Genomic DNA, 14,701 nt, shown 5'->3' with positions numbered 1-14,701 from the left:
GTTCTTATGGACCTACATTATGAATGGATTTATTCTTCTAGAAAATACATCAATTTTGATAAGTAGAAATGGTAAAAACATTGTATAGCATTTTACACTGGAGTCTGGTCTTGACTAGAATTAATTTGTATCGTCTACATAAACAATTCTTCAATGAATCAATAACTGGTATTGAATATACTTATTATTCCTGATTTTAATAATACCTTAACATTAATTTTATATTCTAACTATTAAATCTTTCGTTTAAATTATATTTTGCTAAGATTTGCTTGCTCGTAAAATATATTTTAATCAAAATAAAAGAGCGAGATAGAAATCATAATAATCATGATTTCATATTCTCGCTCTTAAGCTAAAGTATTTATTTTCCTTAGAAAAATACTTCTTTATTGTTATTTATTGTCATTTTATTTAATATTTTTGATTAATTCATCAGCGAATTCAGATGTAGATACTTCTTTTGCACCATCCATTAAACGTGCGAAGTCATAAGTAACGACTTTTGAAGCAATTGTTTTTTCGATAGACTCAGTAATCTTGTCAGCTGCTTCTTGCCAACCTAGGTGCTCAAGCATTAATGAAGCACTTAAAATTTCAGATGATGGGTTTACTTTATTTAAACCAGCATATTTTGGTGCAGTACCGTGTGTAGCTTCAAATATCGCATGGCCAGTTTCATAGTTAATATTTGCGCCTGGTGCAATACCAATACCGCCAACTTGTGCTGCTAACGCATCTGACACATAGTCACCGTTAAGATTCATCGTAGCTACTACATCGTGATCTGCAGGACGTGTCAATATTTGTTGTAAGAAAATATCTGCAATGGAATCTTTGATGATAATTTTACCGTCTTTTTCAGCTTGTTCTTGAACTTCATTAGCTTTTTCTTTACCATCTTTTTCAACAATTTCATCATATTGTTGCCATGTAAAGACTTTATCACCAAATTCATTATGTGCTAAATCATAGCCCCATTGTTTGAAAGCACCCTCTGTAAATTTCATAATATTACCTTTATGAACTAGAGTTACAGATTTACGATTATTATCTAGAGCATATTGAATCGCTGCACGAACTAAACGCTCTGTACCTTCTTTTGAAACTGGTTTCACACCAATGCCTGATGTTTCTGGGAATCTTATATTTTTAGCACCCATTTCATCTTGTAAGAAATCGATTAATTTTTTAACTTCTGGTGTTCCTTCTTTAAATTCAATACCAGCATAGATATCTTCTGTGTTTTCACGGAAAATAACCATATCAGTATCTTCCGGACGTTTAACTGGTGAAGGTACGCCTTGGAACCAACGTACTGGTCTTAAGCAAGTAAATAGATCAAGTTCTTGACGTAGTGCAACGTTTAATGAACGAATACCTCCGCCGATTGGTGTAGTAAGTGGTCCTTTAATTGCAATTAAATATTCATTGATTGTATCTAAAGTTTCTTGTGGTAACCATTCGCCTGTTTCATCATAAGCTTTTTGACCTGCAAGTACTTCTTTCCATTCAATTTTCTTTTCACCGTTATAAGCCTGTTCTACGGCTGCGTCAATGACTCTACTAGCAGCTGACCAAATATCTGGTCCAATACCGTCACCGATAATATAAGGAATGATAGGATTATTTGGTACAGTTAACCCTTCTGCTGTTTTTACTACTTTTTCTCCTGCCATGTAAAAATACCTCCATCATTTGAATTGTTTTATTTATGTTAATTCGTGATTATCTTTCTTCAATTGGTTCATAAGTTCTATTAGTTTCACCAATATATTGTGCTCTTGGACGCATAATTCTATTATCTCTATATTGTTCAAGAATATGTGCAATCCAACCTGAAGTTCTACTAACTGCAAAAATAGGTGTGAATAAATCATGTTCAATATTCATACTGTGATATACAGTTGCACTATAGAAATCCACATTAGCAATAAGGCCTTTTTCTTCTTTCATTTTATCAGCTATTTTTACAGATATATCAAATAACTGGCTTTGGCCTGTTTCGGATGTAATCTTTCTACTCATCTCTTTTAAGAATTTTGCTCTTGGATCACCATTTTTATATACACGGTGACCGAATCCCATTATTTTCTCTTTATTTTTAATTTTATTATCAATGTATTCATCTACATCATCAATAGACTTAACTTCTGATAACATACTCATTACACGCTCATTTGCCCCACCGTGTAATGGACCTTTTAAAGAACCGACAGCTGCTACAATACCTGAATACATGTCTGATAATGAAGACACTGCACATCTTGCAGTAAAGGTAGAAGCATTCAACTCATGATCTGCATGTAATACCAATGCTTTATTAAATGCTTCAACTTCGATATCTGTTGGTAATTCACCACGTAACATATATAAGAAATTACCAGCATAATTTAAATCACTGCTAGGTTTAACAGGTTCTTTACCTTCTCTAACTCTAGCATATGCTGTAACAAGTGAAGCGATTTTAGCTTGAATACGTACTGCACGTTCCATCGTTTGATCTTCACTTTCATCCTCAGCATGTTCATCAAAGTGCGCAACGTAAGACACTGATGTTCTTAATGCTGTCATAGGATGTACATTACTAGTAGCGTACTCTTTAAAATGATTATATACTCTAGGATTTAATGTCATATAGTTAAAGAGTCTTTCTTTAAATGATTGTAATTCTTCTTTATTAGGTAATCGGTAATGCCATAATAAAAAGACTACTTCTTCAAATTCAGCATTTTCGGCTAAATCATCAATTTCATAGCCAGCATATGTAAGTTGACTATCAATGATAGAGCTCACTTTAGTTTCTGCTGCAATTACCCCTTCTAAACCTTTTTGTAACTCTGCCATATATATTCCCCTTTTCTATTTCATAATGAAACGGCTTTCATAAACCATTATAGCCAATATTTACGTTTTTGTGAATATTTCAGTTTAAATTCCTAGTTAATCATTAAGAAATGATGATTTGTTTATATGCCCATAAACACGCCATAATTAATGAACGTTGTTATATCATCATTCTAATATGTAATTACCCTTTCTTCAATTTATCAAAGTTTTTAATTGGTTATCATGATTAATAACAAATTATTAATATAATATTACACTGACTTTTTTAAGATACAACTATAAAAAAGTGTTGTTTTATTTTAAATTGCGTATCATAATAATAAATAACTTAATAAAGGAGTTAAAACTTATGGCAAAACAACAGTTACAAAGAGAACTCAGCAATAGGCATATACAGTTAATTGCAATTGGAGGTGCAATCGGCACAGGGCTTTTCTTAGGAGCAGGTCAAACCATAGCATTAACTGGCCCTTCGATTTTACTTACATATATCATTATAGGATTTATGTTATTTATGTTTATGCGAGGCTTAGGTGAAATTCTTGTAACAAATACGAATTTTAAATCTTTTGCTGATGTAACAAATCAATACATAGGTTCATTTGCTGGATTTGTTACCGGATGGACATATTGGTTGTGTTGGATTATTACAGGTATGGCAGAGGTTACAGCTGTTGCTAAATACGTTAGTTTCTGGTTCCCACATATCCCCAATTGGATAAGTGCTCTATTTTGTGTATTAATTTTAATGTCACTCAATTTATTAAGCGCTAAACTTTTTGGAGAACTAGAGTTTTGGTTTTCCATCATCAAAGTAGTTACAATCTTAGCACTTATTGTCGTTGGCATTGTAATGATTGTCATGGCATACGATACACAATTTGGACACACCTCGTTAACTAATTTATATCAACATGGTATTTTCCCAAAAGGGATTAGTGGATTTTTAATGTCATTTCAAATGGCACTCTTTTCCTTTGTAGGGATTGAATTGATTGGCGTGACGGCTGGCGAAACAAAAGATCCAACTAAAACGATTCCAAAAGCAATCAACAGCGTTCCGATTAGAATTTTAGTATTTTATGTTGGTGCATTGACTGTAATTATGTCAATCATCCCTTGGAACAATATTAATCCAGAAGAAAGTCCCTTTGTGAGATTATTTGCTTTAATTGGTATTCCATTTGCAGCAGGCATCATCAACTTTGTAGTATTAACAGCTGCTGCTTCTTCTTGTAATAGTGGTATATTTTCAAACAGCCGTATGTTATTTGGGCTTTCAAATCAAAAGCAAGCACCCCCTATTTTTGAAAAAACAAACAAAAATGGTGTGCCTCACATAGCAATCTTAGTCTCATGTGCTCTATTGTTATTTTCAGCCTTATTGAACTATATTATTCCAAACGCAACTTTAGTATTTACATATATTACAACTGTTTCAACAGTACTATTTTTAGTCGTTTGGGCTTTAATTATCGTTGCCTACATTAATTATCATCGCCAAAACCCAGAAATGCACAAAAATGCTACATATAAATTATTTGGTGGTAAATATATTGGGTATATCATTTTGATTTTCTTCTTTTTAGTATTTTGCTTACTTTTCGTAAATGTAGAAACAAGAAGAGCAGTCTATTTAACACCTATTTGGTTTATCATCTTGAGTCTTATGTATCTAAGATATAAAAAATTCGCTACTTCAGATATGAAGTAATCCTATCAACAACTATTGTTGAATGCTTCAACACATCAATAATCTAATACAATAGCCTAAGACATAAAATGGTCTTGGGCTATTTCTGTATAAAAAAGAGAATTGATGCTACATCGTTATGTGTAGTGTTTAACAATAGTATTTGAGTATCTTAATACACGGTGTATATATCATATCGAAATCATTTAAACAGATAACTTTTGACATGCTTAACATGTGTTATATATCAATCAAATAAGCGCAATCTGTTAATGTTTTTATGGTATGATGTATTACTTTAAGTGACGATTATAAATCGAGTAACGATGTTAAAGTTTTATATCTAGAAAAAATGCACTTCCATTTATAAATGGAAGTGCATTTTTAATTTGTATTATCACTTATGTTGCTTATATTATGAGTAAGGATTTAGCATATGATAACTATGATTAAAGTACGTTCGCATATCCTTCAAATACTTTTCCTTGATTTGCATCTACCGTAATCAAGATATCATTTTGTATCTCTTTAGTCGCATTTTCAACACCTACAATTGTTGGAATGCCTTTTTCTAGACCTATAATTGCGCTCGGAGAAGTGATGCCGCTCTCTTCAGCAATTAAGCCACTGGCTTTTTCAATGTAAGGGACAAGCGTTTCATCTACAGAAGTTGTGACAATGACCGTTTCACTTAAATCTTTGCCTTCAAGTTCACTCGCATCATTCACTACTAAAGTATTTCCAACAACTGAATTTCTACCGATACCTTGACCTTTAGCTAATTCGTCACCTACTAGATGTAATTTCATCATATTTGTTGTCCCTTTTTCTCCTGTAGGTACACCTGCTGTAATAATGATTAAATCACCATTTTGAACTTTTTCAGTTTCGACCGCTGTAGCAACTGCTGTGTTCAACATAGCATCTGTTGTTTTACGTCCTTCTTTAACGACAGGGTGAATACCCCAAACCAATGCACATTGACGCGCAGTTTCAGCATGTGGTGTAACCGCAATAATATCAGATTTAGGACGATATTTAGAAATCGTTCTAGCAGTAGAACCACTTTCAGTTGCTGCTACAATCGCTTTTACATTTAAATTTAATGCTGTATGCGCTACTGAAACACCAATTGCATTAACTAATGAAGTTTGCACTAATTTAGTTCGATCGGATAATAATCGTTTATAATCTTGTGCAGCTTCAGCTGAAATTGCAATATTACGCATTGTTTTGACTGCTTCTTCTGGGTATAATCCAGCAGCTGTTTCGCCTGATAGCATAACTGCATCTGTACCATCATAAATGGCATTCGCAACGTCACTTGCTTCAGCACGTGTCGCACGAGGATTACGTTGCATTGAGTCTAACATTTGCGTCGCTGTGATAACAGGCTTACCTAATTTATTACATTGTCTGATTAAGTCTTTTTGCACCATTGGTACGGATTCAGGTGGTATTTCAACACCCATATCACCACGAGCAACCATTAAACCATCTGAAACTTCAAGTATTTCTTTAATATTGTCAATACCTTCTTGGTTTTCGATTTTAGGTATAATGCTAATGTTTGTGTTTTTACCATCTTCAAGTAATTTACGAATGTCTAGTACATCACTCGGACGACGCACAAAACTTGCAGCGATAAAGTCAATATTTTCACTTATACCGAATTTAATATCTTCAGCATCTTTATCAGTGATACCTGGTAAACTTACTTTAACACCTGGTAAGTTTACGCCTTTTTTATTTTTTAATTCTCCAGTGTTTAAAACATCACATACAACTTCACCGTTTGCTTTATCTATTTGTTTTACTTGTAATTCAATAAGGCCATCATCTAATAAAATATATGAGCCTTCTTGAACATCATTTATTAGATTATCGTACGTTACTGAGAATTTTTCAGGTGTACCTTCAACTTCAGTCATACTTACGATGACTTCCGTACCTTTTTCAAGTTCAATAGCACCATCTTTCATGTTGTGAGTACGGATTTCAGGACCTTTAGTATCCAATAATATTGCAACTGTTTTACCTAATCTTTGAGATACTTCACGAATTCTATCAATTCTAGCTTTATGTTCTGCATGATCACCATGTGAGAAATTCAATCTCGCAACATTCATTCCAGCTTTAATTAATTTCTCAAGCATTTCTTCAGACTCAGATGCAGGTCCAATTGTACAAACAATTTTAGTTTTTCTCATTATTAATGCCTCCCAGTATTTTATATCGATAATTCATTTGCTAAAGCAAATGTTTCAAAATCAAACTTGTGTTCATTTGACCTAAATATTTCTTCAAATGAAGTATCTGTTAATTCATTGTTGCGAATACCAACGCCGATTGCTGTTTTTCCTTCTAGTAATAAGTCTACAGCATGTCCACCTAATCGTGAAGCAAGCATTCTATCTGCGCCACTTGGACTGCCGCCACGTTGGATATGACCAAGCACAGATACACGTGCATCAACATTAATATACTTTGTCAGTTCTTTTGCACAATCTTCTCCAGACATACAACCTTCTGCAACCATAACAATGGAATGTTTTTTCCCACGTCTTATTCCGTTGTCAATTTTTTCAGCTACATCTTTAATATCTGTTTCCACTTCTGGGACAATGATCGTTTCAGCTCCTACTGAAAGTCCAGCCCATAGTGCTAAATCTCCACAATCACGACCCATAACTTCTATGATGAATGTTCTTGCATGACTTGAAGCCGTATCGCGAATTTTATCAACACAATCTATAATGGTATTTAATGCAGTATCAAATCCAATTGTAAAGTCTGAACCGTTGATATCATTATCTATCGTACCTGGTACACCTATCGTTTGAATTTCTTTACATTCTTCGCTAATGCGTTGCGCACCTCTATAGCTACCATCTCCGCCTATTACTACTAGGCCTTCAATACCTCTTTTGCGCAAGTTCTCTATTGCTTTTTGTCGAACTTCTGCTTCTTTAAATTCAGGACACCTTGCTGAATACAGAAAAGTTCCGCCACGTTGGATTGTATCTCCAACAGAACCGAGCTCCAACTTCTCGATATCATCGTTTAATAATCCTTGATAGCCTTGGTAAACACCGTAAACTTCAATATTATTATAAATCGCTTTTCTAACAACAGCTCTAATAGCCGCGTTCATGCCTGGTGAATCTCCACCGCTAGTCAACACTGCAATTTTTTTCATGACGACATACCTTTCTAACATGTATTTCTTATTCTAAAAATACCATAAAATTATAGAAGGTGCCATTAAAATAGGGCATTGTAACTCATGTAAACGTTTTTAATTATTGTAAAAAAACATTTTACAATACGAAAGCGTTTCCTTATATTTTATATTTTCAAAACAATGATACTTTATCATACCTTTAACTTTACTTTATTAAACAGATATCTCAAATTTCCACTTTTGACTTACTTTACTCAATAAAAAAGAGCACTAATATGAAATCAGGGGGCTGTATACCTGATTGCAATTTAATGCTCTTTTAAAACCTTAGACTTTAAAATCCACATGGTTAGTATGAATACTATAAAAAATAGCTTTGCAGAAGTATATTATTTCGTGTCTTTTTAATTATTCATTAAAAGAACCGATATTTCTAAATTTGTCATAGCGATCATCTATGATTTGTTGTTCATTAAACGCACTTAATTCATTCAAATGTTTTAAAAATGCACTTTTTATATTTTGAGCTTGCTTTTCAATATCATGATGAGCGCCACCAAGTGGTTCTTTTAAAACTTCATCGGCAATTTTCAATTCATATAAATCTTCTGCAGTAATCTTCATTGTTTCCGCAGCTATTTGTGCTAAATTACTATCTTTCCATAATAATGCAGATGCACCCTCTGGTGAAATTACAGAATATGTGCTGTTTTCCAGCATTAATAAACGATTCGAAATGCCAAGACCTAAAGCGCCACCGCTTCCACCTTCACCAATTACAACCGCAATGACTGGCACTTTAAGTGCTGCCATTTCGATAAGGTTTTTAGCAATAGATTCACTTTGACCACGTTCTTCTGCTGCTTTCCCTGGATAAGCTCCTTTTGTATCGATAAATGTAAAAATAGGTCTATTAAATTTTTCAGCTTGCTTCATTAAGCGTAAGGCTTTTCTATATCCTTCAGGATGCGCCATACCAAAGTTACGATAAATATTATCTTTAGTATCTTTCCCACGTTGTTGACCAACAACTGTAACTGCTTGGCCATTTAAATAACCAATACCGCCAATCATAGCTGGATCATCTCGGAAATTACGATCACCATGTAACTCAATAAAGGAATCAAAAATATGAGGTATATAATCTAGAGATGTAGGTCTTTCTTGTAAGCGCGCTAATTGTACTCGATCCCATGGCTTTAAATGAGTATATACCTTTTGTGTTTCACGCTCTAATGAAGCCTCAAGCATATCAATTTCTTCCTGTAAGTCCACGTCATTTTTTTCTTGTGATTCTTTTAACGATTCAATTTTGTTTTTTATTTCAAAAAGTGGCTTTTCAAAGTCAAGCATTCGTTTTCACCTCTTGGTGCATTTTTAAAATATTAGATAGTGTTACTTTCATTTCTTTTCTATGTACAACTTTATCTAATTGTCCATGCTCTAATAAAAATTCAGCAGTTTGGAAGTCGTCAGGTAGCTTTTCATTAATCGTTTGTTCAATCACTCGTCTACCAGCAAAACCAATAAGTGCTTTAGGTTCACTTAAATTAATATCACCAACTGAAGCAAAGCTTGCCGATACACCACCTGTTGTTGGGTTTGTAATATACGAAATATATAGCAATCCATGATCCATATGTCTTTTTAAAGTGACACTGGTTTTACCCATTTGCATTAAAGATATGATACCTTCTTGCATTCTAGCGCCACCACTAGCAGAAAATAGGATGAACGGTAAACGATGCTCAGTACAATATTCTATAATTCTACATATCTTTTCACCAACCACTGAGCCCATGCTACCCATTCTAAATCTAGCATCCATCACAGCTACGCCAAATTCAATACCTTCTAAATGTGCTGTACCAGTAACAACAGCTTCATTTAACTCTGTTTTTTGTTGATCTTTTTGAATTTTTTCTTCATAACTTGGAAAATCCAATGGATTCGCAGAGGTCATTCCTTTATCAAATTCTGTGAATGTACCTTCATCAGAAATGGCTTCAATTCTTTTATACGCTGTTAAAGCGATGTGATGATCACAATTGAAACATACATTTAAATTTTCAGCTAATTCTTTAGTATACATGATCTTCTTACATTTCGGGCATTTTGTCATAATTCCTGCTGGAACATCACTTTGTTTTGAATCGGAAACAGTCACATACTTTTTCTTTTTACTACTTCTATTGAAAAAATCTTTAAACATTTTAAACCTCCACTTAACCATTACTGTCTTCCCAATATTATAAACACAATATTTTGAGATCAGTATTCATGAATATTATTTATCTAAATCTGTTAATTTCATTGTTTTATTATAAATTTCTTCTGGGTCCATATCTGTTCTTGCTACCCCTGTTTCCATTGCTGCTTTTGCAACTTCTCTAGCAACAGAAGGTGCCACACGTTTATCAAATGGACCAGGAATACAGTAATCTGGATTTAATTCTTCTGGTTTAATTAAATTTGCAATTGCTTCTACTGCAGCTTGTTTCATCTCTTCATTTATATGCGTAGCTTCTACATCTAATGCACCTCTAAAAATACCAGGAAATGCAAGGACATTATTGATTTGATTTGGATAATCCGAACGACCAGTTCCAATTACTTTAGCACCTGCTTCTTTTGCTACATCAGGATTGATTTCAGGATTCGGATTTGCCATAGCAAATATAATTGGATCTTTAGCCATTGATTCAACCATTTCTTTTGTTAACAAATCGGCTACAGAAACGCCAATAAATACGTCAGCATCTTTTATGACATCATTTAACGAGCCTTCTACTTTATCTCTGTTTGTCCATTTAGCTACAAATGCTTTTGTATCATTCATACCATAAGAACGACCTTCGTAAATAGCACCTTTGGAATCACACATAATCATATCTCTAACACCATATGAATAAAGCAATTGAACAATTGCCATACCTGCTGCACCTGCTCCGTTAAGTACCACTTTTATATCAGATAATTCTTTATCTATAATGCGCAGTGCATTAATCATACCTGCAACTGTTACAATTGCAGTACCATGTTGGTCATCATGAAAAACAGGTATTTTTGTTTCTTTTTTTAAACGCGCTTCAATTTCAAAACAACGTGGTGCAGAAATATCTTCAAGATTAATGCCACCATAGTTTGGTTCTAATAATTTTACCGTATTTACAATTTCATCTGTATCCGTAGTATTTAGTGCAATCGGCACACCATCAATGCCTGAAAAACTTTTAAACAAAACTGCTTTCCCTTCCATTACTGGAATACTAGCTTCTGCACCAATGTTGCCCAATCCAAGTACAGCTGTACCATCTGTAACAACCGCGACTGTATTTGCTTTCATTGTATATTCAAATACTTTTCTAGGGTCTTCATGTATTTCTTTACATGGTTCAGCTACACCGGGTGAATATGCCAAACTTAGCTCTTCTTTATTGGTCACTTGAACTTTTGGTGTAACTTCTAATTTACCTTGATTAATTCTATGCATTTCTAGTGCGTCGTCTCTTAATGTCATGTAAACCTACCCCTTACATTCAATAATTTTAATCAGTCATATATATTTTTATTACAATCTAACAAAAATTACAAATGTTATCGTTAGCATTAAATCATAAGCACATGTTGTATGATAACTTTTGTAATAAAAACATATATTTTACATGTAGTATTTAAACTATCATTTAATATAAACTGATGGTAAGTATCAACTTAACCATCAGTTTACTATATCATAGTTTATAGACTTGATAAAGTTAAATTATCCTTATATCCCATGGTGAAAACTTGGCTATCAGCGTTTCAATTTTTTCTTTTTTACGTGTTATAAAACCTATAATTTTAAATTGATTTTGGTTTTCTTGAAAATATTTCACTGGGATGTCATCTGCCGTTGCTTGTAAATTTAACTGCTTTTTTATTTCTGATAAATCTTCTATATTTCTAATGATGATTTGTTTTGCATTTGCTAGTTTATTACTTTCAAACGACGCAACACTTTCTATTTGGTTAATAATAAGTTGTTTTTTATTATTTCTATATTCAAATTTACCTTTCACAATAAGTGTATCTGTCTTGTTTAAGTATATTTCGAATTTTTTATATGCGTCTGGGAACACTACCCCATCTAAATTATTAAGTCCATCATTTAACGTAATAAATGCCATATTTTGTCCGTTTTTAGTACGAATACGTTTTAACTGGTCGATTTGAATAAAGATAGGTTGATTATCTCTAGCATTATTAAGCTTATAAATACCAAGATATTGTTTTTCTTCAAATGCCTTCTCTACAGGATGTGTCGAGATATAAAACCCTAAATATTCTTTTTCATAATCACTTAGTACTTGATCTGGTAATTCTTCTTTGTCTTCATAAGATGTTTTTGGGGTCAATACATCAAAAATAAAATCATCTTGTTCCACATTGGATACGTCATCTAACACTTGATCAATCGCATGCAATAACGTCGCTCTATTTTTACCAAATGTATCAAAAGCCCCGACTAATATTAATGCTTCAAGTAATTTTCTACTCTTTATTCTTTTAGGTATTCGACGTGTAAAATCAAAGAAATCTTTATATATACCATTACTTTTTCTTTCATCAACAATAAGTTTAACACTCTGATAGCCGATGCCTTTAATTGCGCCTAAAGATAGATAGATACCTTTGTTGCTTGCTTTATAAAACCAATGACTTTCATTAATATTGGGTGCCAATATATTTAATTGCTGATGTTTCGCTTCATCGATCATTTGTGCTGTCTTCTTTTCACTACCAATTGAATTACTTAGGATATTGGCATAAAAATAATTAGCATAATGTACTTTTAAATAACTCATAATATAAGCTATTTTGGAGTAACTCACCGCATGTGCACGTGCGAAGCCATAATCTGCAAATTTTAAAATCAGATCAAAAATTTGTTTGCTTAATCGTTCATCATACCCGTTACTTAAAGCACCTTCCACAAAGTGTTGTCGCTCACTCTCTAATACTGCACGATTCTTTTTACTCATTGCACGTCTTAATATATCTGCTTCACCATAACTAAAATTAGCAAACTTACTCGCAATTTGCATAATTTGTTCCTGATAGATAATAACACCATACGTTGTTTTTAATATAGGCTCTAAGTCTTTATGCAAATATTGTACTTTTTCAGGGAAGTGTCTCCTAGTAATATACGTTGGTATTTCTTCCATAGGTCCAGGTCTATACAAAGAAGTTACAGCTACAATATCTTCAAATTGTTCTGGTTGTAATTTTTTCAATACATTTCTTATACCATCAGATTCTAATTGGAATACACCTGTTGTATCACCATGTGAGAGTAACTGAAATACTTTCGAATCATTAAAAGGAATGGCTTCAATATCTATATCAATGTTCATATCTCTTTTTACTTGCTTAACGATTTGATGAATAATAGATAAATTTCGTAAACCTAGAAAATCAATTTTCAACAGACCAATACGTTCCGCTTCGGTCATAGTCCACTGTGTCAGTATGCCAGTATCACCTAAAGTTAATGGTGTATACTCATATAAAGGGTGGTCGTTTATAATGATCCCTGCTGCATGTGTTGACGTATGTCGTGGTAGACCTTCTAATTTTTTACAAATTTCAAACCAGCGTTCATGCCGATGATTTCTATGCACAAATTGTTTAAATTCCTTTTTCTCATATGCCTCATCTAATGTAATGCCTAATTTATGAGGGATTAAAGATGAAATTTCATTTAATGTTATTTCATCAAAACCCATAATCCGACCGACGTCTCTTGAAACTGCCCTTGCTAATAAATGACCAAATGTCACTATACCAGAAACATGATTATTGCCATATTTTTCCTGTACATATTTAATCACTTTTTCTCTATGTGTATCTTCAAAATCAATATCAATATCTGGCATAGTAACACGCTCAGGATTTAAAAAACGCTCAAATAACAAGTTATATTTAATGGGATCAATCGTCGTAATATCTAATAGGTAACTAACTAAAGAACCAGCAGATGAACCACGACCTGGACCAACTAATACATCATGCGTTTTAGCAAAATGTATTAAATCACTTACAATTAAAAAATAGTCTTCAAAACCCATGCGTGTAATAATTTCATATTCATGATTAAGCCTGTTGTCGTATCTTTGTAATGATGCTTGGGATAGATTTAACTGTTTCAAATTTTGTTGAAGCATCTCATAAAGATAATCTTTAGACGGCTGATTATTTGGTGTTTTAAATTTAGGTAATAATGATTGATGATATTGTAGTTCGGCATTACAAATGGATGCGATGTAATTTGTATTTTGCCAAATACGCTCACTAACATGGAATGTATCTAGATCAGCTCTACTAAACATATGTGCGTTGTAATCATGCACTTCTTTAACTAAATCTAATTTCTCATTATTTTTTATAGCAGCTAATGCCGTTAAAGTATCCGCATCATCTTCATTTAAATAGTTTGTACTTTGTGCCCACACGACCGGAAAATCTAATCCTTGTTGGCTACTATGATTTACAAATATATCTTCATTACCAATAAAATTTTGTAATATGCTTTGGTGTGCTTCAGTTACATCTTTAAATATGACAATCAAATGATCAATATATTTATTAAGCCACTCTAAGGGCGTTTCAGACTTTTCTTTCATTTTTATTGCAGACGATAATTTAAATAAATCTTTTAGACCTTGATTATTTTTAGCAAGGACAATGGTTTCAACTGAAGCTAAACCATCTGTGAGATAAATCGTCATACCAAATATTGGATGAATATTTGCTGCTATGCACGCGTCGTAGAATTGGGGATAGCCGTATAAAACATTTGTATCTGTAATTGCTAATGATGTGTAACCTTCTTTCGTTGCTTTCGCAATGACATCTTTAATTTTAATACTTGAATTCAATAAGTCATACGATGTATGAACGTTTAAATGCGCAACCATCAGCAAATACCT

The 14,701-nt window shown here is 33.1% G+C and carries 8 protein-coding genes and 2 pseudogenes; 1 reads left to right on the top strand and 9 read right to left on the bottom strand.

The features are described from left to right. Positions 1-410: 410 nt before the first annotated feature. Positions 411-1,679: an NADP-dependent isocitrate dehydrogenase gene (icd, locus tag KA883_RS11640; RefSeq protein ID WP_046206875.1), complete on the bottom strand. Its 1,269-nt coding sequence runs from the start codon at positions 1,677-1,679 to the stop codon at positions 411-413. Between the two features lie 49 nt (positions 1,680-1,728). After that, positions 1,729-2,847, bottom strand: coding sequence for a citrate synthase (locus tag KA883_RS11635; RefSeq protein ID WP_046206874.1), 1,119 nt, complete (start codon positions 2,845-2,847; stop codon positions 1,729-1,731). 352 nt (positions 2,848-3,199) lie between these two features. Between KA883_RS11635 and KA883_RS11630 the strand changes: the two genes are divergently transcribed. Further along, positions 3,200-4,564, top strand: a complete 1,365-nt coding sequence (locus KA883_RS11630; protein WP_046206873.1) for an amino acid permease — start codon at positions 3,200-3,202, stop codon at positions 4,562-4,564. A gap of 428 nt (positions 4,565-4,992) precedes the next feature. Here KA883_RS11630 and pyk read toward each other — a convergent pair whose 3' ends face one another. From pyk to KA883_RS13745, 7 genes and pseudogenes are all read right to left on the bottom strand, one after another. Continuing rightward, a complete protein-coding gene (pyk, locus tag KA883_RS11625) occupies positions 4,993-6,753 on the bottom strand; it encodes a pyruvate kinase (protein WP_046206872.1) in 1,761 nt (586 codons plus the stop codon). 20 nt (positions 6,754-6,773) lie between these two features. Continuing rightward, positions 6,774-7,742 carry a 6-phosphofructokinase gene (gene pfkA, locus KA883_RS11620; protein WP_046206871.1) on the bottom strand — a complete coding sequence of 323 codons (969 nt, stop codon included), beginning with the start codon at positions 7,740-7,742 and terminating at the stop codon, positions 6,774-6,776. A 393-nt stretch (positions 7,743-8,135) separates the two neighbouring features. Then, on the bottom strand, positions 8,136-9,080 hold the full coding sequence (locus KA883_RS11615) for an acetyl-CoA carboxylase carboxyltransferase subunit alpha (protein ID WP_046206870.1): 945 nt from the start codon (positions 9,078-9,080) through the stop codon (positions 8,136-8,138). Beyond that, positions 9,073-9,939, bottom strand: a complete 867-nt coding sequence (accD, locus tag KA883_RS11610; protein ID WP_046206869.1) for an acetyl-CoA carboxylase, carboxyltransferase subunit beta — start codon at positions 9,937-9,939, stop codon at positions 9,073-9,075. The genes KA883_RS11615 and accD overlap by 8 nt, the downstream gene beginning before the upstream one ends. Positions 9,940-10,014: 75 nt before the next feature. Then, on the bottom strand, positions 10,015-11,247 hold the full coding sequence (gene ystJ, locus KA883_RS11605) for an NADP-dependent malic enzyme (protein ID WP_046206868.1): 1,233 nt from the start codon (positions 11,245-11,247) through the stop codon (positions 10,015-10,017). A 409-nt stretch (positions 11,248-11,656) separates the two neighbouring features. Continuing rightward, positions 11,657-14,206 (bottom strand): annotated as a pseudogene (locus tag KA883_RS11600) (DNA polymerase III subunit alpha); the annotation flags it as partial. 113 nt (positions 14,207-14,319) lie between these two features. Further along, positions 14,320-14,689: pseudogene (locus KA883_RS13745) on the bottom strand (PHP domain-containing protein); the annotation flags it as partial. Between the last annotated feature and the right edge of the window lie 12 nt (positions 14,690-14,701).

The sequence above is a fragment of the Staphylococcus sp. GDY8P54P genome (assembly GCF_017892645.1).
GTDB lineage: Bacteria > Bacillota > Bacilli > Staphylococcales > Staphylococcaceae > Staphylococcus > Staphylococcus ureilyticus.
Note: the sequence above shows the minus strand (reverse complement) of the source record. Positions and strands in the feature narration are given on the sequence as shown.